The sequence below is a fragment of the Streptomyces sp. S186 genome, from assembly GCF_051603415.1.
Lineage (GTDB): Bacteria > Actinomycetota > Actinomycetes > Streptomycetales > Streptomycetaceae > Streptomyces.
On record NZ_CP193932.1, the window covers coordinates 7,258,893 to 7,281,694 of the forward strand.

A 22,802-nucleotide genomic window follows, 5' to 3' on the forward strand; every position below is an offset into this window, starting at 1 on the left:
CGAACCCCAGTCCGCCCCCGAAGGAGCGACCGCATGGCCCCCACTTACGACGTCATCGTCCTCGGCCTGGGCGGGATGGGCAGCGCGGCCGCCCACCACCTCGCCGCCCGCGGCGCCCGGGTCCTGGGCCTGGAGAAGTACGGCCCGGTCCACCACCGCGGCTCCAGCCACGGCGGTTCCCGGATCACCCGCCAGTCCTACTTCGAGGACCCCGCCTACGTCCCGCTGCTGCTGCGCTCCTACGAGCTCTACGCGAAGCTGGAGCGCGACACCGGCCGGCAGATCGCCACCCTCTGCGGCGGTGTGATGGTCGGCCGCCCCGACAGCCGCACCGTCCGCGGCAGCCTGGCCTCCGCCCGGCAGTGGGACCTCCCGCACGAGATGCTGGACGCCGCGGAGATCCGCCGCCGCTTCCCGACCCTCACCCCCGCGCCCGACGAGGTCGCCCTCTACGAGGCGCGCGCCGGACTCGTCCGCCCCGAGAGCACCGTCGCCGCCCACGTCCAGCTCGCCACCCGGGACGGCGCCGACCTGCACTTCGAGGAGCCGGTCACCCGCTGGGAGGAGCTGCCCGGCGGCGCCGGGGTCCGCGTCCACACCCACGAGAACGCCTACACCGCCGGCCAGTTGGTGATCTGCCCCGGCGCCTGGGCGCCCCGGCTGCTCACCGACCTCGGCGTCCCGGTCACCATCGAGCGGCACATCATGTACTGGTTCGCCCCCGACGGCGGCACCGCCCCCTTCGTCCCCGAACGCCACCCCATCTACATCTGGGAGGACGCCCGGGGCGTCCAGATCTACGGCTTCCCCGCCATCGACGGCCCCGACGGCGGCGCCAAGGTCGCCTTCTTCCGCAAGGGCACCCCCTGCACCCCGGAAACCATCGACCGCACCGTCCACGACCACGAGGTCCGCGCCATGGCCGACCAGCTCGGCCCGCGCATCCCGACCCTGCCCGGCCGCTTCCTGAAGGCCGCCACCTGCATGTACTCCAACACCCCCGACGAACACTTCGTGATCACCCGCCATCCGGCGCACCCGGAGACCGTCACCGTCGCCTGCGGCTTCTCCGGCCACGGCTTCAAGTTCGTCCCCGTCGTCGGTGAGATCGTCGCCGACCTCGCGCTCACCGGCGGCACCGCGCACCCCATCGACCTGTTCGCCCCGTCCCGCCGCCGCACCGGGGGCAGCCCCGGCCGGCCCGCCGCACCGGTCGCCTGAGGAGAGCAGCCATGACGACCACACCCACCGCCGGGCAACCGACCGCCGCGGCTCCGGCCGGGCCCAGCCTGATCGCCACCCTCCCCGGCCGCGCCTACACCGACCCGGACGGCTTCCGGCGCGAACAGGAGCTGATCTTCGAACGGTTGTGGTTCTGCGCCGTCCGCGGCGCCGACCTCGCCCGGCCGGGCGCCTTCCGCACCGTCCGCGTCGGCCGGGAGAGCGTCCTGATCACCCGCAACCGCGCCGGCGGACTCCGTGCCTTCCTCAACATCTGCCGGCACCGCGGCGCGCAGCTGTGCACCGAGGAGTCCGGCGAGGTCCGCCGCAACCTCCAATGCCCGTACCACGCCTGGACCTACGACCTCGACGGCCGGCTGGTGGCCGCCCCCAACCTCCAGAAGATGCCGGACGTCGACCGCACCGAACGCGGCCTGGTCCCCGTCCCGTTGCGGGAATGGCTCGGCTACGCCTGGGTGTGCCTGGCCGATGACCCGCCGTCCTTCGAGGACACCGTGATCGGCGCGGCGACGGAGCGGCTGGGCGACGCCGCGGCCCTGGACCGCTACCGCACCGAGACCCTGGCTCTGGGCCGGCGCATCGGCTACGACGTCCGGGCCAACTGGAAGCTGATCGTCGAGAACTTCATGGAGTGCTACCACTGCGCCACCATCCACCCCGAACTCACCGACGTCCTACCGGAGTTCGCGGACGGGCTCGCCGCCCAGTACTACGTCGGCCACGGCGCCGTGTTCGCCCCGGAGGCGCAGGGCTTCACGGTGGACGGCAGCGCGGGATTCGGCCGGCTCCCGGGCATCGACGACAGCCAGGACCGGCGCTACTATGCCGTGACCGTCCGCCCCCAGGTGTTCGTCAACCTCGTCCCCGACCACGTCATCCTGCACCGGATGTTCCCGCTCGCCGCCGACCGCACCCTGGTCGAATGCGACTGGCTGTATCTGCCCGAGGTCATCGACTCCGGCGCAGACGTCGGCAAGTCCGTCGAACTGTTCCACCGGGTCAACGTCCAGGACTTCGACGCCTGCGAGCGCACCCAGCCGGCCATGGACTCCCGCGCCTACCGCGACGGCGGCGTCCTGGTGCCCAGCGAGCACCACATCGGCGCCTTCCACGCCTGGGTCACCGCACAGCTGACGGACCCGCGCGGCTGACCCGTTTCCCGGCGGGCGCCCGCGCCGTACGCACGGCCACGACCGGTTCGACTGAGGAGGACGGCCCTTGACCGCACCCGCCGACATCCCACCGGAGGACGACACCGGCTTGGCCGAGTTCGGCTACCGCCCCGAACTCAAGCGCACCCTCGGCACCTTCCACACCTTCGCCGCCGGCATCAGCTACATCTCCATCCTCACCGGCACCTTCCAGCTCTTCTACTTCGGCTATGGGCAGGGCGGCCCGGCCTACTGGTGGTCCTGGCCGATGGTCTTCGCCGGCCAGCTGATGGTCGCCCTCTCCTTCGCCGAACTCGCCGCCCGCCACCCGGTCGCCGGCTCCGTCTACAACTGGGCGAAGAAGCTCGGCAATCCGCACCTCGGCTGGCTGGCCGGCTGGATGATGCTGGTCGCCTCCGTCGTCTCGCTGGCCGCGGTGGCCCTCGCCTACCAGCTGACGCTCCCTCAGATCTCCCGGGTCTTCCAGTTCGTCGGCGACGGCACCGGGACTTACGACACCGCGACCAACGCCGTCCTGCTGGCCACCGCCCTGATCCTCTTCACGACCCTGGTCAACGCCTTCGGTGTAAAGCTGATGGCCCGGATCAACACCGCCGGCGTCTTCGTCGAACTGATCGCCACCGCCGTCCTCATCGTGCTGTTCGCGCTGCACATCGTCCGCGGCCCCGGCGTGCTCCTCCAGACCCACCACACCGGAGCCGGCCAACCCCTCGGCTACCTCGGCGCGTTCCTCACCGCCTCGCTCGCCTCCGCCTACGTCATGTACGGCTTCGACACCGCGGCCTCGCTCGGCGAGGAGTCCCTGGACCCCTCGCGCAACGCCCCGCGCGCCATCCTCCGCGCCCTGATCGCCTCGTTCGTGCTCGGCGGACTGGTCCTGCTGCTCGCCCTGATGAGCGTCGGCAGCCTCGACGGCAAGGGGCTGACCACCGACGGGCTCCAGTACGTCGTCCTGGACGTGCTCGGCGACACCGGCGGCAAGGCGATGCTCTGGTGCGTCCTGATCGCCGTCACGGTCTGCGCGCTGGCCGTGCACACCGCCGCGATCCGGCTCACCTTCGCGATGGCCCGCGACACCAACCTCCCCTTCGCCGCCCGGCTCGCCCGGGTCAGCCCGCGCTTTCGCACCCCGGTCCTGCCCGCGGTGCTCATCGGCGTGCTGTCGCTGGCCGTGCTGCTCCTCAACATCCGCCAGCCGCAGATCTTCTCGGTCGTCACCAGCCTCGGCATCATCCTGATCTACGCGGCGTATCTGCTGGTCACCGCGCCCATGCTGGTCGCCAGACTGCGCGGCAGATGGCGGCCGGCCGGCGGCGGCCGGTTCAGCCTGGGCCGCTGGGGCCTGCCGGTCAACATCGCCGCCGTCCTCTGGGGCGCCGCCATGATCGTCAATCTCGCCTGGCCGCGCGCCGCCGTCTACAACGCCACCGGCCCGCAGCACTGGTATCTGCGCTGGGGCGCGGTGCTCTTCGTCGGCGCCGTCGGGGCCGGCGGCTTCGCCTACTACTGGTGCGTCCAGCGCCACCGCACCGGCATCCTCGCCGACCACGCGGCACGGCCGGCACCGGCTCCGTACCCCGGCATCGGTGAGGGCACCGGCACCGAGGTCAGCGTCCCGGCGGACGGTTGATCCGCCCGGTGCCCGGCGGGCCGGATCGCCCCGCCGGGCCCGTGCGTCCGCGCCTACAACCGTCGGTTGTCCAGCACCGCCACCGCCCGCCGCACCCGCTCGCTCTCCGCCGGGTCCACGTCACCGACCAGCAGACCCGGGGCACCGCCCAACTGCCCGCGCACTGTGCCGTCCGGGCCGATCAGCGCGCTGTGCCCCACCCCGGTCGGCGCCTTGGTGGGCGCCTCCGGATCGGCGTCCTGGTCCGGGGCCGCCTGGCCCACCGCCGCCACCCACACCGTGGCGTCCAGCGCCCGGGCCCGCACCAGCAGGTCCCACTGGTCCCGCTTGCCCGGCCCCGCGCCCCACGACGCGGGCAGCACCGACACCGCCGCACCGGCGTCAGCATGCGCCCGGAACAGCTCCGGGAACCGCAGGTCGTAGCAGGTCGCCAGGCCCACCCGGACGCCGTCGACGTCGATCGTCACCACCCGCTCGCCCGGCGCGACGGTGTCCGACTCGCGGAACCCGAAGGCGTCATAGAGGTGGATCTTGTCGTAGGACTCCTCCACCCCGGGCCCGGTGGCCAGCAGCGTGTTGGCCACCCGGCCGTCCGGCGCCGGGGTGAACATCCCCGCCACCACGGTCACTCCGGTCTCCCGGGCCACCGCCCGCACCCCCTCGGCCCACGGTCCGTCCAGCGGCTCGGCCACCGGCCCGAGCGGCGCCCCGAACCGCACCATCGCCGCCTCCGGCAGCACCGCGAGCCGCGCGCCGTCGGCGGCGGCCCGGCGCACCAGGTCCGCGACCAGCGCGAGATTCTCCTTCGGCTCGGTCGACGAGGTCATCTGGCACAGCGCGATCCGCATCGGAGCTCTCCTGTCGTGTCCGGTCCCGCGGGCCGCACGGGAGATCGCGCGGCCCGCCCTGCCTGGACGGTACGCCGTACCGGCCCCGTCCCACAGCTCCCCCTGCGGACACAGGCGGTGCCTCAGGCCCCGGCGGCCCCGGCCGCCTCCCGGTCCGCGCCGGCGATCTCCTCCGGGCGGAGCAGCGCGGCGAGCCGGTCGGCGGGCAACAGCCCCCGTTCCAGGACGAGTTCGGCCACCCCGCGCCCGCTGGCCAGGGCCTCCTTGGCGATCGCGGTCGCCGCGGCGTAGCCGATGTGCGGATTGAGGGCGGTGACCAGGCCGATGGAGTTCTGCACGCTCGCCCGCAGCGCCTCGGTGTTGGCGGTGATGCCGGAGACACAGCGCTCGGCGAGGGTGCGGCAGGCCGCTCCCAGGTGGGTGATGCTCTCCGACAGCGCGTGCAGGATGATCGGCTCGAAGGCGTTCAGCTGGAGCTGCCCGGCCTCCGCGGCCATGGTGATGGTGACGTCGTTGCCGATCACCTCGAAGGCGACCTGGTTGACCACCTCCGGGATCACCGGGTTGACCTTCCCCGGCATGATGCTCGAACCGGCCTGTACCGGCGGCAGGTTGATCTCCGCGAGTCCGGCCCGCGGCCCGGACGACAGCAGCCGCAGGTCGTTGCAGCTCTTGGAGAGCTTGACCGCGATCCGCTTGAGGACACCGGAGAGGTGGACGAACGCCCCGCAGTCCTGGGTGGCCTCCACGAGGTTGGCCGCGGTCACCAGCGGCAGCCCGGTGATCTCCGCGAGATGGCGGCGGGCCGCCTCGGCGTAGCCCCGGGGAGCGTTGAGGCCGGTCCCGATTGCGGTGGCGCCGAGGTTGATCTCGTGGACCAGGGTCACCGCCTCGGCCAGCCGGCTCTGGTCCTCCTCCAGCATCACCGCATACGCCGAGAACTCCTGGCCCAGCGTCATCGGCACCGCGTCCTGGAGCTGGGTGCGGCCCATCTTCAGGACGTCCCGGAACTCCTCGGCCTTGGCGGCGAACGCCTCGCGCAGCACCGTCATCGAGGCCAGCAGCTCCCGCACCGCGATCACGGTGGCGACCTTGACGGCGGTGGGGTAGACGTCGTTGGTGGACTGGCTGAGGTTGACGTGCTCGTTGGGGTGCAGCCGGGCGTAGTCGCCCTTGGTGTGGCCCAGCAGTTCCAGCGCCCGGTTGGCGATCACCTCGTTGGCGTTCATGTTGGTCGACGTCCCGGCGCCGCCCTGGATGACGTCGACGATGAACTGGTCGTGCAGGTGCCCGTCCCGGATCTCCCGGCAGGCGGCGGCGATCGCGTCGGCCTGGTCCGGGGCGAGCAGCCCGAGGTCGGCGTTGGCGCGGGCGGCGGCCTCCTTGACGGCGGCGAGCGCGTCGATCAGGTGCGGGTAGCCGGAGATCGCGGTGCCGGTGATGGGGAAGTTCTCCGCGGCGCGCAGGGTGTGCACGCCCCAGTAGGCGTCGGCGGGTATCTCACGGTCGCCGAGCAGGTCGTGTTCGCGGCGGTGGCCGGACGTCATGACGGGGGTTCCTTCGTGTGGAGCGATGAGGCGAATCGGGGGTGGGGGAGCGGGGCGTCAGGTGGCCGGCGGGGCGATCGCCCGCAGCCGGCCGACTTCCGCGCCGCCGCCCAGGACGGGCGCGGTGGCGAACGGGGCGAGCACCTCGGGGTCGACGCCGCAGCGGGCCAGCGCCGCGGCCGTCACCGGCATCCGGGCCCGGTCCGCGCCGTCGGCGATCTTCACGCCGACCGCCCGGCCGTCCGGCAGGGCCGCGATCTGCACGCCCTCGAAGCCGTCCTTGGCCAGCAGTCCGGGCAGCGCGCGCACCAGCCGGGCGACATCGCGATCGCGGCCGGAGACCATCTCCGGGTGGTTGCGCATGGCGTGCGCGACCCGGCCCTCGTCGGTGTCCGGGGCGGCGGTCGCCAGCCGGGCCGCGGCCCGGGTCAGACCGAGCAGCGAGACCGCGAACAGCGGGGCGCCGCAGCCGTCGACGGTGGCCCGGGCGATGCCCTGGCCGGTCAGTTCCGCCACGGTGGCGGCCAGCTCCCGCTGGAGGGGGTGGCCGGGGTCGAGGTAGGTGTCCAGCCGCCAGCCCCGGGCGCGCGCCGTCACCAGCATGGCGGCGTGCTTGCCCGAGCAGTTCTGGGCGAGCCGGCTGGGTCCCAGACCGCGGCCCAGCCAGGCATGCCGCTCGGTGATCCCGTAGGGCAGGTCCGGGACGTTGCCCAGGTCGTCCTCGGTCAGCCCGCCGCCGTGCAGGATGCGCCGGGCGGTCGCCAGATGCCGCTCGTCGCCGGAGTGGCTGGCCGCGACCAGCGCCAGCGCCGCGTCGTCCAGCGGCGGCAGCCCGGCCCGCAGCAGGCCGACGGCCTGGAGCGGCTTGAGCGCCGAACGGGGGTAGAACGCCGCCTCGGGATCGCCGAGCCGGCACGCCACGGAGCCGTCCGCCGCCAGCACCACGACCGAGCCGTGGTGCACGCCCTCGACCATGCCGCCGCGGACGAGCTCGGCGACCGGCACATGGCCCGGAGTACGGACGACCGGCGGATCGCCCGCGGCGCCCCGGCGCGCGACAGCCACCCGCTCCTCGAACGGCGCGCTCATCCGCGTTCCCCCTCGCCGGTCTCGTGGCCGGTCTCGCCGCTGGTCTCGTCGCCGCTCCCGTCGCCGGTCTCTTCGCCGGCCTTGTCCGCGGCGGGGACGGGCTGCTCCGGCGACCGCACGATCGTCGACAGCGTCGTCTCGACCCGGGCGAGATGGTGCCGCATCGCCTCGGCGGCGTCGTGCTCCGACCGCTCCACCAGAGCCTCCACGATCGCCCGGTGCTCCCGGTTCGCCTGTTCCCGCCGGCCGCCGACGTCGGTCAGGAACGCCGACTGGCGGGCCAGGGCGTCCCGGATCTCCTCGATCACCCGCCGGAAGACCGGGTTACGGGCGGCCTCCGCGACCGCCAGATGAAAGAGCGTGTCCATGGCGACCCAGGCGGTGGTGTCCGTCTCCCGCTCCATCCGCTCCAGGAGGTGTGTCAGGCGGTCGAGGTCCTCCGGCGTACGGCGCGCCGCCGCGTATCCGGCGACCGGGATCTCGACATGGCGGCGGACCTCCAGCAGGTCACTGGCCGCGTAGTCGCCGAAGGTGGGGTCCGCCACCGCGCCGGCCGAGACGACGAAGGTGCCCTTGCCGGTACGGGAGACCGTGAGCCCCATGGTCTGGAGCGCGCGCAGCGCCTCGCGGAGCACGGGCCGGCTGACCTCCAGCCGGCGGCAGAGCTCGGCCTCGGAGGGGAGCTTGTCCCCGACGGCGAAGTCGCCCCGCTCGATGGCCCCGCGCAGATGACTCAGCACGGCCTCCATCGCACTCACCCGACGGGGAACGGGGGCGGCGGATATGCCGCCAGGTGTCTGGCTGTCTGACAGGTTCACCCGGGGATGGTCGGACGGAGACGGGGGAGCTGTCAAGGGAGGACGTGCGTCAGGCCCGGGGTGAGCGCACGAAGCGTCCGCCCGGGTCGCCGACCAGGAGGCCGACGGACAGGCAACCAGCCAACCTCATAAGGGAGTTGACCGGAAGCCGCGGACTTCCGCGCCCGCCGCCGGCACCCCCCGAAAGCTCGAACGGGCGTGGGGGTTAGCATATGAGCACCGCCTAGCTCGATCGAGAGATAAGCCTGTGACTGTCAACGACGACTCGTTCACCAACTGGAAGAACCGCGAGGAGATCGCGGAGTCGATGATCCCGCTCATCGGGAAGCTGCACCGGGAGCGGGATGTCACCGTCCTGGTCCACAGCCGCTCCCTGGTGAACAAGTCGGTGGTCAGCATCCTCAAGACCCACCGCTTCGCCCGGCAGATCGCCGGCGCGGAACTGTCGGTCACCGAGACGCTGCCGTTCCTCCAGGCGCTCACCGCCCTCGACCTCGGCCCCTCCCAGATCGACCTCGGCATGCTCGCCGCGACGTACCGCGCCGACGACCGCGGACTGTCGGTGGCCGACTTCACCGCCGAGGCCGTCGCCGGCGCCACCGGCGCCAACAAGATCGAGTGCCGCGAGGGCCGCGATGTAGTCCTCTACGGCTTCGGCCGCATCGGCCGCCTCGTCGCCCGCCTCCTCATAGAGAAGGCCGGCTCCGGCAACGGCCTGCGGCTGCGCGCCATCGTCGTCCGCGGCGGTGGCGGCCGGGCCGGCGAGGACCTCGTCAAGCGCGCCTCGCTGCTGCGCCGGGACTCCATCCACGGCCAGTTCCAGGGCACCATCACCGTGGACGAGGCGAACAGCACGATCATCGCCAACGGCAACGCCATCAAGGTGATCTACGCCAACGACCCGTCGGAGGTCGACTACACGGCGTACGGCATCAAGGACGCCATCCTCATCGACAACACCGGCAAGTGGCGCGACCGCGAGGGCCTCTCGCAGCACCTCCGCCCCGGTGTCGACAAGGTGGTGCTGACCGCCCCGGGCAAGGGCGACGTCCCCAACATCGTCCACGGCGTCAACCACGACATGATCAAGCCGGACGAGCGGATCCTGTCCTGTGCCTCCTGCACCACCAACGCCATCGTCCCGCCGCTGAAGGCGATGGACGACGAGTACGGCGTGCTGCGCGGTCACGTGGAGACCGTCCACTCGTTCACCAACGACCAGAACCTGCTGGACAATTACCACAAGTCCGACCGCCGCGGCCGCTCCGCGCCGCTCAACATGGTTATCACCGAGACCGGCGCCGCTTCCGCCGTCGCCAAGGCGCTGCCCGACCTTAAGGCGAAGATCACCGGCAGCTCGATCCGCGTCCCGGTCCCGGACGTCTCGATCGCGATCCTCAACCTCCAGCTGGCGCGCGAGACCACCCGCGAGGAGGTTCTCGACCACCTCCGGGAGGTCTCGCTGACCTCGCCGCTCAAGCGCCAGATCGACTTCACCAGCGCCCCCGACGCGGTCTCCAACGACTTCATCGGCTCGCGTCACGCCTCGATCGTCGACGCCGGCGCCACCAAGGTCGACGGCGACAACGCGATCCTCTACCTCTGGTACGACAACGAGTTCGGCTACTCGTGCCAGGTCATCCGCGTCGTCCAGTACGTCTCCGGCGTGGAGTACCCGACGTACCCGGCTCCCGTGGCCTGATACCGGGCTGATATCGGCCCGATTCCGGGCCGATCCAGGCGGCCTGCGCGGACTGCGTTCCGGGCGGGCCGCCTGTGCCGTGACGGGCTGTCCTTGCGCATGCTCGTGGAATGTGCCGAAAAGTGCCTGGCCGGACAGGTGTCCGAACGTGTGAGGATGCCACGGTGAATCATGATCGCCGTCGTGCCACCAACCGTCGCCGGGCTCTCCGGACCGGTGTGGCCACCCTCAGCCTGTTGTCCATACTTCCCGCACTTCCGGCAGCCGCCCAGACGCCCAACTCGCCTGCCCCACAGTCCCGTTCGGCCCGTCCGCCGCTGACCGCGGCCGAGGCGCGCACCGCCGCGTACCTGGAGACCATCCGCCAGGATCCGGCCAGACTGCGCGACTTCTTCCGACAGCTGCCCAAGGGCGGCGATCTGCACAACCACCTCTCCGGCGCGGTCCCGACCGAGTATCTGGTCACCCTCGCCGCCGAGGACGGACTGTGCATCGACGAGAAGACGATGACGGCGGTCGCGCCGCCGTGCGGGCCGGGCAAGCGGCCCGCCGCGGACGCCCGCACCGACCGGGCGTTCCACGACGCGCTGGTGCGGGCCTGGTCCATGGCGGACTTCCCGGCCGGCCAGTCCGGCCACGACCACTTCTTCGACGCGTTCGGCAAGTTCGGCGCGGTGACCTGGCGGCACCGCGGCAAGCTGCTTGCCAAGGTCGCCGACGGCATCGTCGAACAGAACCAGTTCTACCTGGAGACGCTGGTCACCCCTGCCTCGGAGCAGGCCAAGAAGGTCGCCGACGAGATCGGTTGGAACGGTGACTTCGGCCGTATGCACCAGGCACTGGTCGCCGACGGCAAGCTCGACCGCCTGGTCGCCGCCGCCCGCAAGGAAGCCGACGACACGGACGCCGAGTTCCGCCAGGTCTCCCACTGCGGCACCTCCCACCCCGCCCCCGGATGCCGGCTGACGGTGCGGATGAACTCCCAGGTGTCCCGGGGCAGCACCCCCGAGCGGGTCTTCACACAGATGGAACTCGCCCTGCGCCTGGCCGAGCGCGACCCGCGGTTCACCGCGGTCAACCTCGTCCAGCCCGAGGACGGCGAGCGCGCCCTGCGCGACTACTCCCTCCAGATGCGGATGCTCGGCTATCTGCACCGCGTGTATCCGCGGGCCCACATCACCCTGCACGCGGGTGAGTTGTGGCCGGGCCTGGTGAAGCCGGAGGATCTGAAGTTCCACATCAAGGAGGCGGTCGACGTCGCCGGGGCCGAGCGCATCGGCCATGGCGTGGACCTCGTCCACGAGGACGACTGGCGGCGACTGGCCCGGACCATGGCCGCCCGCCAGGTGGCCGTCGAGGTGCCGTTCAGCAGCAACGCCCAGATCCTCGGCGTGAAGGGCGCCGACCATCCCTTCACGACGTACCGGGCCTACGGGGTGCCGATCGTGCTGGCCACCGACGACCCCGGCATCTCCCGCGTCGACATCGCCCACGAGTACCAGTACGCGTCCACCACGTACCACCTCGGCTACGGCGACCTGAAGGACCTGGCCCGCGCCTCCCTGCAGTACTCCTTCCTCCCGGGCCGCAGCCTGTGGCAGGGCAACCCGACCCGGTACGGCTACCACCCGGTCGCCGACTGCCGCGGCCGGCTCCCCGGCAGCGGATCGCCTGGCGCCGCCTGCCGGCGCCTGCTCGCGTCCAGCCCCAAGGCGGCCGTCGAGTGGAAGCAGGAGGCCGCCTTCGCCTCCTTCGAGCGGGACTCCGGCCACGGCCGCTGACCGCCGACCGGCCCGGCGCGCCGGAACTCCGAAAGGTCCCTCTCCCACCGGCGAGAGGGACCTCTCGCGTTCACTCCGCACCGGCCCCCGAACCCTCACCGGAAGCGCCCGCACCCGACGCCCGCGCGCCCGACGCCTCCACGCGGAAGTCCAGCATGTAGAAGACCTTGTCCCAACGGCGTTCACCGATGGCGACGAAGCCGGGGAGGCGGCCGTACTCCCGGAAGCCCAGCGACCGGTACAGCCGCAGGGCGTGCGCGTTGTCGGCGCGGGCGTCGAGGGTGAGGACCTCGATGCCGGCCGCGCGGGCGTCGGCGATCAGCGCGGCGGCCAGCGCCCGGCCGGTGCCCCGGCGGTGGGCGGTGCCGGCCACCGCGAGCTTCTCCAGGTCGGCGTGCGGGCGGCTGGTCGGCCGGGCGTAGCGCAGCCAGTAGCCCAGGCCGATCAGGGTGCGCCCGGTGTACGCGGCCCGCAGCGCGCCGTCGCCGGCCGCGGCGGCGGTCAGCACCCGCTCGACCAGCCCGGCCACCTCGTCCCGCCCCGGCGGATCGACCCAGCCGAGCGGCGCGCCCCGGCCGACCAGGTCGGCGAGTATCCGGTGCACCGACTCGGCGAACTCCGCGGCCAGTCCGGGGTCGGCCAGCACCCCGTGGGCGTCCAGGAGGACGGTCTCCTGGACGCCGTCGGGCTCATTGATCATGAGGTGTCGCATGGGCGGCAGCCTAGATCGTGACCGGCGCGGCGAACAGGGCCGGCGGGTGGCGGTGCCGGACGGTCATCGCGCAGGTAGCGTTCGGACGGCGGTTTTCAGGGAGCTGACGATGCGTCGGACGTCGTCGGGGGTGGTGCGCCAGTTGCTGAAGGCGGCGCGGAGGGCCGGGCGGCCGGCGTGGAAGGTGGGCGTCAGGAAGACCTCGGCGGCGACGGCGTCGGCGAGGGCGGCGAGGCGTTCGGTGGTGGGGGAGTGGGCGAGGGTGAAGCAGACGACGTTCAGACGGACGGGGGCGAGCAGTTCCAGGCCGTCGAGGGCGGCGACCGCCTCGCCCAGGGTGCGGGCGCACTCGACGCAGCGGTCCACGATGTCGCGGTGGCCCTCGCGCCCGTAGGCGCGCAGGGTGAACCACGCGGGCAGGGCGCGCAGTCGGCGGGAGTTCTCCGGGGTGAGATGGACCAGGTCGGGGCTGTCGCCCAGCGGGCCCAGGTAGGCGGCGGCGTTCTGGAACACCCGGGCCTGGAGATCGCGGCGGCGGGTGAACTGGACGGCGCTGTCGTAGGGGACGTTCAGCCACTTGTGCAGATCGACGCAGAGCGAGTCGGCGAGGTCGAGGCCGTCGGTCAGGTGCGCGTGGTGCGGGGAGAGCGCGGCGAAGGCGCCGAACGCGGCGTCGATGTGCAGCCAGCAGTCGTAGCGGTCGCGGAGCGCGGCGAGCGCGCGGAGGTCGTCGAAGTCGACGGTGTTGACGGTGCCGGCGTTGGCCACGATGACACAGGGACCGTCGGCCTCCTGGAGGGCGTGTTCCAGCGCCGCCGGGTCCACCGCCTCACGGCCGGGGAGGGTGGGGACGGTGACCAGCGCGGACCGGCCGAGGCCGAGCATCGACAGGCCCTTGGCCACGCTGGAGTGCGGGGTGCCGGACAGCACCCGCACCGGGCCGAGGGCGGCCACTCCGTCCTCGGCCGGTGAGACGCCGCGCCGTTCGCCCAGCCATTCGCGGGCGATCGCCAGTCCGACCGTGTTGGACAGGGTGGCACCGCTGACCAGCGCGCCTTCGTGGGCGTCGGACAGTCCGAAGAGCGTGCGCAGCCAGCCGACCGTCTCCCGCTCCAGGTGCTGTCCGGTGGCGTCCAGGGACGACATGGAGTTCTGGTCCGCGGCGGCGGTCAGCCAGTCACCCGCGAGGGCCGCCGGGGTGACGCCGCCGGTGACGAAGCCGAGGTAGCGCGGGCCCGCGCTGGCCGAGAGGCCGGGCTGCCAGCGCGTGGCGAAGTCCCGTAGCGCGCCCTGGAGGCCGGTGCCGTGCTCGGGCAGCGGCTGCGGCTCCGGGGCCGGCCGGGCCGGGACGACGGGCGCCTCCGCGAGGCCGTCGAGGAAGGCCGTGGCCCGCTGCCGGGTCGCCTCCAACAGGTCGGGCAGTGCGGCGAGATCGGCGGCGAGCTGGGGGTGCACGGTGCGCTCCGTTCGTCGGTTCGGTGGGGCCTCGGTTCGGGACCGTGGTTCGGGACCTTGATCGAGACGACGCTAACGGGGGGCCGGCCCCCGCTTCCTGGTCCAATTCGGGGAAAGTGGACCGGAATCGGGGATCGGGAGCCGGGGGCTACGCCCGCGCCGCTGCCGCTGCCTCCGTCTCGGCCTCCGCGGCTCGCCGCTCGTCCAGGAACCGGCTGACCAGGGCCGCGAATCCGGCCGGGTCCTCGGCGGGGGCCCCGTGTCCGGCGTCGATTTCGGCGTAACGGGTGTGCGGGATGCCGGCCAGCAGCGCCTGCTGCTGTTCGGCGCTCATGATCCGGTCGTGGGCGCTGGCCAGTACCAGCGTCGGCGCCGCGACCCGGCCGAGCAGCGGCCGCAGGTCCACCGAGAGGTCCACCTCGGTCTGGCGGGCGATGCCGGGCGCCGGCGTCGTGGCCAGCGCCCGCACCAGTTCCTCGTTGGCCGCGGTGTCGGTGCGTTCCCAGTACCGGGGGCCGAACGCCATCAGCGGCAGCATCCGGGCGAAGTTCGCGGTGCCGTGCTCGGCGTCGGCGCGCAGCAGGTCGAGCCAGTAGGTGAATTCGGCCCGCAGCCGGGTGTCGGTGTGGGCCCATCCGGCGTGCAGGACCAGCGAGCGGACCCGTTCGGGGCGGTGGGCGGCGAGGTGGGTGGCGATCGCGGCGCCGAGGGAGTGGCCGACGAGGTGGAAGCGGTCCAGCCCGGCGTGGTCGGCGGCGGCCAGCACCTCGTCGGCGAGGTCCGCGAGGGTGAGCGGGCCGCCGTGGTCGGTGGTGCCGCCGGAGCCGGAGTAGTCGGGTGCGACGACCGTGAAGCGGTCGGCGACCGCTTCGGTCAGCGGCAGCCACTGTTCGCGGGTGGCGCCGGTGCCGTGCACCAGCACCAGTCCCGGGCCGGTCCCGGTGCGGTCGTACTCGACGTCGGCCGTACCAGCGCTGAGCGATACCTGGGTGACGGGCATGGGGACTCCTTCGAGGGGGGAGGGCAGGGCTGTTCAGGCGTGGGTGTGGACGTGGGCGGTGGCCGCCGTGATGCGGGTGAGCGCAGCGCGCAGTGCGGCGTTGAACGCGTCGGGGCGTTCCTGGTGCGGCATATGGCCGGCGCCGGGGATGACGGTGAGTTCGGCACCGGGGGTGAGGGCGGCGCAGGTTCGTGCGACGTCCAGGGGGATCGGGGTGTCCAGCTCGCCGTGGAGGTAGTGGATCGGCACCCGCAGTCCGGGCAGTGTCGGGCGCGGGTCGTAGGCACAGGCGTCCGTCTGGTGTCCGTCGATGTAGACGCCGGAGTCCAGGATCTGACGGACCGTCCAGTCGATCAGCGCGGGCGCGGTGCCCGGCGCGTACCATTCCGGCACCCAGCCCGCGACCGTACCGGCCCGGTCGCGGCGCAGCGCGTCCGCGAGGTCCGCCTGCTCCGCCCGCTTGACCGAAGGCCAGTACGCCGGCCCGTCCACCGAGACCACCCCGCCGATCAACTCGGGCCGCCGTACGCCCAGTTCGGTGGCGAAGGTCGCGCCCACCGACAAGCCGACGACCACCGGCCGGTCCAGCCGCAGCGCCCCGATCAGTGCCACCAGGTCGTTGACGACTCCGGCGGTGGTGTTGCCCCGGACGGGACGCGCCGACCGCCCGCAGCCCCGCCAGTCCGGCGTGACCACCCGGTGGTCCCGGGTGAAGTCGGACAGTTGCGCGCCCCAGGTGCGGCCGCTGGTGCCCCAGCCGTGCAGGAACAGCAGCGCGGGGCCGGTCCCCTCGTCCTCGTAGTAGAGGGTGGTGTCGTTGACGTCCAGGTAGGGCATGGCGGTCTCCTCCGGCCTCGGGGCCCCCTGCGGGCCGCGGTGCGTGATGACCTCAGCCAACCGCGAGCACGCCCGCCGACCAAGGGGCGATCCGCGCCTACACTGATCGCGAACGGTGATCAGTGAACGGTGAGCAGTGTGTGATCACGGTGTGATCACGACGAACGGGGGGCCATGGAGATCCGACAGCTGCGCTACTTCCTCACGGTGGCCGAGGAGCTGCACTTCGGCCGCGCCGCCGAGCGGCTGCACATCGTGCAGTCGGCGGTCAGCCAGCAGCTCCGCCGGCTCGAACGCGAGCTGGGCGCGGAGCTCTTCGCCCGCTCCACCCGCGTCGTCCGCCTCACCGAGGCCGGCGACCGGCTCCTGCCGTACGCCAGGGAGATGCTCGCCCTCCAGGCGCGCGCCCGGGAGGCCATCGACGAACTGCGCGCCGAGCAGGCGGCGGCGGTGCGACTGGGCACCAGCTCCGGACTGGGCGAGCGGCTGGACACCCTGCTCGCCGCGTTCGCCCGGCTCACCGACCAGGCCCAGCTGGAACTCGTCACCGGCACCACCGAGGAGCGCCTGGCGAAGGTGCGCGCCGGCGACCTGGACGCCACCCTGCTGCGCGGCGAACGCACCGACCCCGGGCTGGAGTTCCTGCCGCTGTGGCAGGACGCGCTGATGGCGGCGCTGCCCGCGCGCCACGAACTCGCCGCGCGGGAGACCGTCGAACTGTCCGGGCTCGCCGGGCTCCCGCTGCGCCTCTCCCCGCACTCCCGCAACCCCGCCCTCCACGATCTGGTCATGCACTCGTGCCGGGAGGCCGGCTACGAGCCCGTGTGGGGGCCGGAGTTCACCAACGCCCAGGACACCCTCGCCGCCATCGGCTACGGCAAGCCGTCGTGGACGGTCTTCTATGCCCCGCATGCCGACCAACTCCCCGTCCCGGGCGTGGTGTTCCGCCCGCTGACCCACCCCACGCCCCTCATGCGCACCTACCTCGCGGTACGCCCCGGCCCGCCACGCCCGGCCCTCCGCGCCCTCATCGAGGCGTGCCATGCGGCGGGCGCCGACTGAGCCGAGGTCACAACCGCCAGTCGCGAAGGCGCTCGGCCGCCTGGAACACGGTGGTTCTCCCCGCCCGGACCTCGCGGACGAGGTCGACCAGGGCGCCGTGCGGTGGATCGATGCCCTCGCCGGAGGCGTGCATGTAGGCGACGGCAACCTGACAGGCGTAGAGCGCATTGCGGTGCGGCAGGGGTTGCAGTCGCGCCAGCGTGTCCAGCAGCGCCGCGGCGCGCCAGGCGGCGTCGGGCTCGGCGACACCGGCGCGCGGGATACGGGTCCGGTGCCGGGCGACGGCCGCCGTCAGCGCGGAGTAGTCGGCCACCGACACATCCTCGGGCACGGCCCGCTCCTGGACGTCGAGAAGCCAGGCGACATCGATGTGCAGAATCATCGGGCTGCGCGGACCTCGTTCATGCCGTCGTCCGTCAACGCCACATTCACCGAAGGCATAACGGCAAGGTACCTGATCGGTACCTTGCGGTGCATCGCGGCCCTCTCCGCCGTCCTAGCTCACCCGGGTCCAGGCATAGCGGTGTTCCGGGCGGCCGGTGTCGCCGTATTTGAGGGTGAGGTTGATGTGGCCGGTGCGTTCCAGGTGTTTGAGGTAACGCTGGGCGGTGGAGCGGCTGACACCGGCGCGTTCGGCCACCTGGTGGGCGGAGAGGGGGCGTCCGGCCTCGTCGAGGATGCGGCGGATCAGGTCGACGGTCGCCGCCGAGTGGCCCTTGGGGAGTTCGGTGTGGGGGGAGTCCGGGGTGCGGAGGGCGGCGAAGATCCGGTCGACCTGTTCCTGACCGGCCTCGCCGCGGCCGCCGACGCCCTCGACGGTGCGGCGGAGGGTCGCGTAGGCGTCCAGTTTGGCCCGGAGCCCGGCGAAGCCGAAGGGTTTGACCAGGTATTGGAGTGCTCCGTAGCGCATCGCCGCCTGCACGGTGGTGACGTCGCGGGCCGCGGTCACCATGATCACGTCGGAGTGGTGGCCCGTCTGGCGCATCCGCCGTACCAGGGTCAGGCCCGTCTCGTCCGGCAAGTAGTGGTCGAGCAGCACCAGGTCGATGTGCAGGCGCTCCAGCGTGGCCAGTGCCTGGGCCGCGGTGTGGGCGCGGCCGGCGACCCGGAAGCCGGGCACCTGGGACACATACGCGGAGTTGATCTCGGCGACGTGGAAGTCGTCGTCCACGACGAGGACATCGATCACGGGGAGTCTCCAGTGGCCGTGAGGTGGCATTACGTGGGGCCGGCGCGCAGCGCCGTCATCCGGGGGTGGAGGTCGGGTGACGGGAGGGCGGTCCGGCGCCCGGCGCCGTCTTCTGGGGGTGGAGGCCGGACGCCAGGGCTTCGGGCAGGACGACGGTGAAGAGCGCGCCGCCGCCCGCGCGGGCGGTGACCCGGGCCATTCCGCCGTAGCGCTCGGCCAGCCGGCGCACCAGCGCCAGGCCGATGCCCCGGCCGCGGGAGGCGACGGTGGCGCTCTTGGTGGACCAGCCCTCGGCGAAGATCCGGTCGCGCAGCCCGGGCGGCACGCCGGGCCCGGTGTCGCCGACCCGGACGACCGCGGTGGTGCCCTCGGCGCGCAGCTCCACCTCGACGAACGGTTCGGCGGCGCGGCGTTCGGCGGTGGCGTCCAGCGCGTTGTCGAGGAGGTTGCCCAGGACGGTGACCAGGTCGCGCGGGTCCACCACCGCGTCCGGCAGCAGCGTGGCGTCCGAGACGCGCAGGGAGACGCCGCGCTCAGCGGCGATCGCCGCCTTGCCGACCAGCAGCGCGGAGAGCAGCGGGTCGTGCACCCGCTCGGCGATCTGCTCCGCGGAGGCGCGGTGGGCGCTGGCGACCTCGGCGACGAACTCCACCGCCGTGTCGTAGCGGCCCAGTTCGAGCAGTCCGCGCACGGTGTGCAGCTGGTTGGCGTGCTCGTGGTCCTGGGCGCGCAGCGCGTCCAACAGGCCCTGGGTGCTGTCCAGTTCCCGGCCCAGCAGCTCCAGTTCGGTGCGGTCCCGCAGGGTCACCACCGCGCCCCCGTCCCGGGTCGGGACGCGGTTGGCCACCAGCACCCGGCCGCCGCTGACCGCCAGCAGGTCGCCGCCGGCGACCCGGCCGGCCAGTACGTCGGTGGTGCGGCCCGGCGGCAGGACCTCGTCCAGGTCCCGGCCGGCGGCGTCCGCGCCGAGGCCCAGCAGCCGCTGCGCCTCGTCGTTCACCAGCCGGATCCGGCCCCGCCGGTCGAAGGCCACCACGCCCTCCCGGATGCCGTGCAGCATCGCCTCCCGCTCGGCCAGCAGCGCCGAGATGTCGGCGGTGGCCACGCCGTGCGTACGGCGGCGCAGGCTCCGGGCGACCACCACCGCGGCCAGCACCCCGGCCGCCAGCGCCGCGCCCGCGTACCGCAGCAGTCCCGGGATGGTGCCGAGCAGCAGCCCGTGCACGCTGTCGTAGGCGATACCGACCGAAACCGCGCCGACGATCGTGCCGCCGGCGTCGCGCAGCGGCACCTTCGCGCGGGCCGAGCGGCCCAGCGTGCCGGTGGCGATCTGGCGGACCTCCTGGCCGGCCAGCGTCCGGCTGGGGTCGGTGGAGACGTGGTGGCCGATCTCGGCGGTGCGGGTGTGCGACCAGCGGACCCCGCGGGTGTCCATCACGACGACGTACAGCGCGCCGGTGGCCCGCCGGATCCGTTCCGCGGCGGACTGGACCGGGCCGTGCGGACCCGGGGTGGTTGCCCGCACGTCGCGGGCCAGTTCCGGGTCGGCGGCCGCGGTCTGGGCGATGGCCAGCGCCCGGCGCATCGCCTGGTCGTCCAGGGCGTGGCCGAGCGGGGCCAGGAACAGGCCGGTGGCCAGCACCATCACGCCGGTGGTGATGGCCAGTTGAGCGGTCAGGACCTGCGCGAAGACGCGACGGGGCCAGTGGATCCGCATGCGGTCCCCCCTTGTCTCGGCCGCCCTCGGCACGCCGCGGAATCGAATCTCTCTGTTGATCAGGTGTCAACGCAACGTATGCCGCCGTGGGCCTGTTGCCCAGCCCCCGCCTGACAGTGGCTTGTTCTAGCGTGAGCAAAACGGGCACAACAGGGTTTGCGCGCAGAAAGACGGCTTGCGCCCACAAGGCTGCCGTCGTGGCCCGGCCCACTCCTAGCCTCCCGGTCCATGAACAGCCACACGAGCCCCGCCATCGAGCTACGGGGAGCGAGCAAGACCTTCCGCACCCCCTCGGGAGGTCTGCACACCGCCGTCCGGGACCTGGACCTGACCGTCGGCCGCGGCGAGTTCGTCGCCGTGGTCGGGCCCACCGGATGCGGTAAGTCCACGACCCTGACGCTGGTCAGCGGCCTGGAGGAGCCCACCGAGGGCGAGGTGCTGGTGGCCGGCGAGCCGGTCCGCGGCATCGGCGACAAGGTCGGCTTCGTCTTCCAGCAGGACGCCGTCTTCCCGTGGCGCACCGTGCTCTCCAACGTCATGGCCGGCCCCCGCTTCCGCGGCGTCGCCAAGACCGAGGCCAGAGAACGGGCCCGCGAGTGGCTCGCCCGGGTCGGCCTCGGCGCCTTCGAGGACCGCTACCCGCACCAGCTCTCCGGTGGCCAGCGCAAGCGCGTCGCGCTCGCCGCGACCTTCGTCAACGACCCCGAGATCCTGCTGATGGACGAGCCGTTCTCCGCGCTCGACGTGCAGACCCGGGCCCTGATGTCGGACGAGCTGCTCGACCTGTGGTCCGGCACCGGCGCCTCCGTCGTCTTCGTCACCCACGACCTGGAGGAGTCGATCGCCCTGGCCGACAAGGTCGTGGTGATGACCGCCGGCCCCGCCACCGTCAAGGAAGTCTTCACCATCGACCTGCCGCGGCCCCGCCGGGTCGAGGCGGTGCGGCTGGAGCCGCGCTTCGTCGAGATCTACCGGGAGATCTGGTCCTCGCTCGGCGAAGAGGTCCGCATCACCCGCGAAAGGGGTGCCGCCCATGTCGCCTGAGACCGTCACCGCACCGGCCGCCGCCAGGGCTGGCCTCGCAGGCGGGCGCAGCCAGGCCCGCGCCCGCGCCGCCCGCAACCACCGGCTCCTGGTCCACGGCACCCGGGTCGCCCTCCTGGTCGGACTGCTCGGCCTGTGGGAGTGGCTGGCCCGCGCCGCTGTCATCGACCCGTTCTACTTCTCCATGCCCTCGAAGGTCTGGGACCAGATCACCCAGTGGGCGGTCAACGGCACCCCGCAGGGCCCCCTGTGGCAGCAGGTCTGGTACACGCTCTACGAGGCGCTGCTCGGCTGGGTCCTGGGCGTCATCGGGGGTGTCGTGCTGGGCATCGCGCTCGGCCGGATCCGCTTCCTGGCCGATGTGCTGGGCCCGTTCATCAAGGTCCTCAACGCGCTGCCGCGGATCGTGCTGGCCCCCATCTTCCTCATCTGGTTCGGCCTCGGACCGGCCTCCAAGGTGGCCTCCGCCGTCGTCCTGGTCTTCTTCCCGGTCTTCTTCAACGCCTTCCAGGGCGCCCGCGAGGTCGACCGCAACCTGGTGGCCAACTCCCGCATCCTGGGCGCCAGTAACCGCCAGGTCACCTTCCAGGTCGTCATCCCCGCCGCCACCTCGTGGATCTTCACCAGCCTGCACGTCAGCTTCGGCTTCGCGCTGATCGGCGCCATCGTCGGCGAGTACATCGGCGCGACCAAGGGCCTGGGCCTGCTGGTCTCGGCCTCCCAGGGCACCTTCAACGCTCCCGGCGTCTACGCGGCCATGGTCATCCTCGCCGCCATCGCCCTGCTCGCCGAGGGGCTGTTGGCCTTCCTGGAGAAGCGGCTCTTCCGCTGGAAGCCGGCCGACGCCGGCGACGGCCGCTGACCCGCTGCCCGGCTCGCCCCACCCGCTTCCACACCGCCCACCTCACAAGGACGTGACCATGCGCACCCCGCTCAAGATCTCGGCCGCGGTCGCCGCCACCGCGCTCGCCCTCACCGGCCTCACCGCCTGCGGCGGCCCCTCCGCCGGCCCGTCCGCGGACGCCGACGACGGCCGGCTCCAGATCATGGTGGGCGGCCTGGACAAGCTCATCTACCTGCCGGCCCGACTCACCGAGCAGCTCGGCTACTTCAAGGCCGAGGGCCTCCACGTCACCCTGCTCACCGAGCCCGCCGGCGTCCAGGCCACCACCTCCCTGCTCTCCGGCGACGTCCAGGGCGTCGTCGGCTTCTACGACCACACCCTCGACCTCCAGGCCAAGAACAAGCAGGTCGAGTCGGTGGTGCAACTCGCCCACGCGCCCGGCGAGGTGGAGGTGGTCGCCAACAAGGCCGCCTCGGAGATCACCTCCGCCAAGGACTTCAAGGGCAAGAAGCTGGGCGTCACGGGCCTGGGCTCGTCCACCGACTTCCTCACCAAGTACCTGGCGGTCAAGAACGGCGTGCAGCCCGAGGAGATCACCCCGGTCGCGGTCGGCGCCGGCCAGACCTTCCTCTCCGCCATGCAGCAGGGCTCGATCCAGGCCGGAATGACGACCGACCCGACCGTCGCCCAGGTCGTCGACAAGAACATCGGCAAGGTGCTCGTCGACATGCGCACCCCCGAGGGCTCCAAGCAGGCGCTCGGCGGCCCCTACCCGTCGTCCAGCCTCTACATGAGCACCGACTGGGTCAACAGCCACAAGGACACCGTCCACAAGCTCGCCCACGCCTTCGTCCGGACCCTCAAGTGGATGTCCACCCACACCGCCGAGGAGATCGCCGCGAAGATGCCCTCGGACTACGCGCAGGGCGGCAAGGAGCTGTACGTCAAGGCCATCAAGGACACCCTGCCGATGTTCACCAAGGACGGGGTGATGCCGGCCGACGGCCCCGCCACCGTGGAGCGGGTCCTCAAGGCGTTCAATCCCAACCTCAAGAACGCCACGATCGATCTGAAGAAGACCTACACCACGGAGTTCGTGAAGAAGTGACGGGG

Annotated in this window: 20 protein-coding genes; 9 read left to right on the forward strand and 11 right to left on the reverse strand. The window is 72.6% G+C overall.

Going from position 1 to position 22,802, the window contains the following annotated elements; all coding sequences use genetic code 11:
- Window positions 1-33: 33 nt before the first annotated feature.
- The 3 genes from solA to ACRAS8_RS31395 all read left to right on the forward strand — a co-directional run bounded on the left by solA (window position 34) and on the right by ACRAS8_RS31395 (window position 4,044).
- Window positions 34-1,221 (forward strand): N-methyl-L-tryptophan oxidase, encoded by a 1,188-nt coding sequence (gene solA / locus ACRAS8_RS31385; RefSeq protein ID WP_438489355.1) that lies wholly within the window; start codon window positions 34-36, stop codon window positions 1,219-1,221.
- Between the two features lie 11 nt (window positions 1,222-1,232).
- Window positions 1,233-2,393 (forward strand): aromatic ring-hydroxylating oxygenase subunit alpha, encoded by a 1,161-nt coding sequence (locus ACRAS8_RS31390; protein ID WP_438489356.1) that lies wholly within the window; start codon window positions 1,233-1,235, stop codon window positions 2,391-2,393.
- A gap of 67 nt (window positions 2,394-2,460) precedes the next feature.
- Window positions 2,461-4,044: an APC family permease gene (locus ACRAS8_RS31395; RefSeq protein ID WP_438489357.1), complete on the forward strand. Its 1,584-nt coding sequence runs from the start codon at window positions 2,461-2,463 to the stop codon at window positions 4,042-4,044.
- A gap of 53 nt (window positions 4,045-4,097) precedes the next feature.
- Here the strand turns inward: ACRAS8_RS31395 and ACRAS8_RS31400 are convergent, their stop codons facing one another.
- The 4 genes from ACRAS8_RS31400 to ACRAS8_RS31415 form a co-directional block, all read right to left on the reverse strand.
- Entirely contained in the window at window positions 4,098-4,892 is a 795-nt protein-coding gene (locus tag ACRAS8_RS31400) for a carbon-nitrogen hydrolase family protein (RefSeq protein WP_438489358.1), read from the reverse strand.
- A gap of 122 nt (window positions 4,893-5,014) precedes the next feature.
- Window positions 5,015-6,439, reverse strand: a complete 1,425-nt coding sequence (gene aspA, locus ACRAS8_RS31405; protein ID WP_438489359.1) for an aspartate ammonia-lyase — start codon at window positions 6,437-6,439, stop codon at window positions 5,015-5,017.
- Window positions 6,440-6,496: 57 nt separating this feature from the next.
- Window positions 6,497-7,528, reverse strand: coding sequence for an asparaginase (locus ACRAS8_RS31410; RefSeq protein WP_438489360.1), 1,032 nt, complete (start codon window positions 7,526-7,528; stop codon window positions 6,497-6,499).
- Window positions 7,525-8,346, reverse strand: a complete 822-nt coding sequence (locus ACRAS8_RS31415; protein WP_438489361.1) for a FadR/GntR family transcriptional regulator — start codon at window positions 8,344-8,346, stop codon at window positions 7,525-7,527. Before ACRAS8_RS31415 ends, ACRAS8_RS31410 begins: the two co-directional genes overlap by 4 nt.
- A gap of 247 nt (window positions 8,347-8,593) precedes the next feature.
- Here ACRAS8_RS31415 and ACRAS8_RS31420 point away from each other — a divergent pair, with 247 nt between their 5' ends.
- Both ACRAS8_RS31420 and ACRAS8_RS31425 read left to right on the forward strand, forming a co-directional pair.
- Window positions 8,594-10,048 (forward strand): glyceraldehyde-3-phosphate dehydrogenase, encoded by a 1,455-nt coding sequence (locus ACRAS8_RS31420; protein WP_438489362.1) that lies wholly within the window; start codon window positions 8,594-8,596, stop codon window positions 10,046-10,048.
- A gap of 110 nt (window positions 10,049-10,158) precedes the next feature.
- Window positions 10,159-11,829 carry an adenosine deaminase family protein gene (locus ACRAS8_RS31425; protein ID WP_438489363.1) on the forward strand — a complete coding sequence of 557 codons (1,671 nt, stop codon included), beginning with the start codon at window positions 10,159-10,161 and terminating at the stop codon, window positions 11,827-11,829.
- A 70-nt stretch (window positions 11,830-11,899) separates the two neighbouring features.
- Here the strand turns inward: ACRAS8_RS31425 and ACRAS8_RS31430 are convergent, their stop codons facing one another.
- The 4 genes from ACRAS8_RS31430 to ACRAS8_RS31445 form a co-directional block, all read right to left on the reverse strand.
- Window positions 11,900-12,529, reverse strand: coding sequence for a GNAT family N-acetyltransferase (locus ACRAS8_RS31430; RefSeq protein ID WP_438490656.1), 630 nt, complete (start codon window positions 12,527-12,529; stop codon window positions 11,900-11,902).
- Between the two features lie 75 nt (window positions 12,530-12,604).
- Entirely contained in the window at window positions 12,605-13,996 is a 1,392-nt protein-coding gene (locus tag ACRAS8_RS31435; RefSeq protein WP_438489364.1) for a pyridoxal phosphate-dependent decarboxylase family protein, read from the reverse strand.
- Between the two features lie 148 nt (window positions 13,997-14,144).
- On the reverse strand, window positions 14,145-14,996 hold the full coding sequence (locus ACRAS8_RS31440) for an alpha/beta fold hydrolase (RefSeq protein ID WP_438489365.1): 852 nt from the start codon (window positions 14,994-14,996) through the stop codon (window positions 14,145-14,147).
- A 33-nt stretch (window positions 14,997-15,029) separates the two neighbouring features.
- A complete protein-coding gene (locus tag ACRAS8_RS31445) occupies window positions 15,030-15,833 on the reverse strand; it encodes an alpha/beta fold hydrolase (protein WP_438489366.1) in 804 nt (267 codons plus the stop codon).
- A 174-nt stretch (window positions 15,834-16,007) separates the two neighbouring features.
- On the opposite strand from ACRAS8_RS31445, the gene ACRAS8_RS31450 reads away from it, so the two are divergent.
- Window positions 16,008-16,895: a LysR family transcriptional regulator gene (locus ACRAS8_RS31450; RefSeq protein ID WP_438489367.1), complete on the forward strand. Its 888-nt coding sequence runs from the start codon at window positions 16,008-16,010 to the stop codon at window positions 16,893-16,895.
- A gap of 7 nt (window positions 16,896-16,902) precedes the next feature.
- Here ACRAS8_RS31450 and ACRAS8_RS31455 read toward each other — a convergent pair whose 3' ends face one another.
- The 3 genes from ACRAS8_RS31455 to ACRAS8_RS31465 form a co-directional block, all read right to left on the reverse strand.
- The gene (locus ACRAS8_RS31455) at window positions 16,903-17,277 is read right to left on the reverse strand and encodes a toxin Doc (protein ID WP_438489368.1); all 375 of its coding nucleotides are present in this window, start codon (window positions 17,275-17,277) and stop codon (window positions 16,903-16,905) included.
- Window positions 17,278-17,391: 114 nt separating this feature from the next.
- Window positions 17,392-18,084, reverse strand: coding sequence for a response regulator (locus ACRAS8_RS31460; protein WP_438489369.1), 693 nt, complete (start codon window positions 18,082-18,084; stop codon window positions 17,392-17,394).
- A 55-nt stretch (window positions 18,085-18,139) separates the two neighbouring features.
- Window positions 18,140-19,801 carry an ATP-binding protein gene (locus tag ACRAS8_RS31465; RefSeq protein ID WP_438489370.1) on the reverse strand — a complete coding sequence of 554 codons (1,662 nt, stop codon included), beginning with the start codon at window positions 19,799-19,801 and terminating at the stop codon, window positions 18,140-18,142.
- 228 nt (window positions 19,802-20,029) lie between these two features.
- Here ACRAS8_RS31465 and ACRAS8_RS31470 point away from each other — a divergent pair, with 228 nt between their 5' ends.
- Genes ACRAS8_RS31470 through ACRAS8_RS31480 form a run of 3 tightly spaced genes read left to right on the forward strand, consistent with a single transcriptional unit; the run spans window position 20,030 to window position 22,797 of the window.
- Complete coding sequence (locus ACRAS8_RS31470; RefSeq protein WP_438489371.1) at window positions 20,030-20,845, forward strand: ABC transporter ATP-binding protein; 816 nt, start codon at window positions 20,030-20,032, stop codon at window positions 20,843-20,845.
- Entirely contained in the window at window positions 20,835-21,707 is an 873-nt protein-coding gene (locus tag ACRAS8_RS31475) for an ABC transporter permease (protein ID WP_438489372.1), read from the forward strand. Before ACRAS8_RS31470 ends, ACRAS8_RS31475 begins: the two co-directional genes overlap by 11 nt.
- 58 nt (window positions 21,708-21,765) lie before the next feature.
- Entirely contained in the window at window positions 21,766-22,797 is a 1,032-nt protein-coding gene (locus ACRAS8_RS31480; RefSeq protein WP_438489373.1) for an ABC transporter substrate-binding protein, read from the forward strand.
- Window positions 22,798-22,802: the final 5 nt, after the last annotated feature.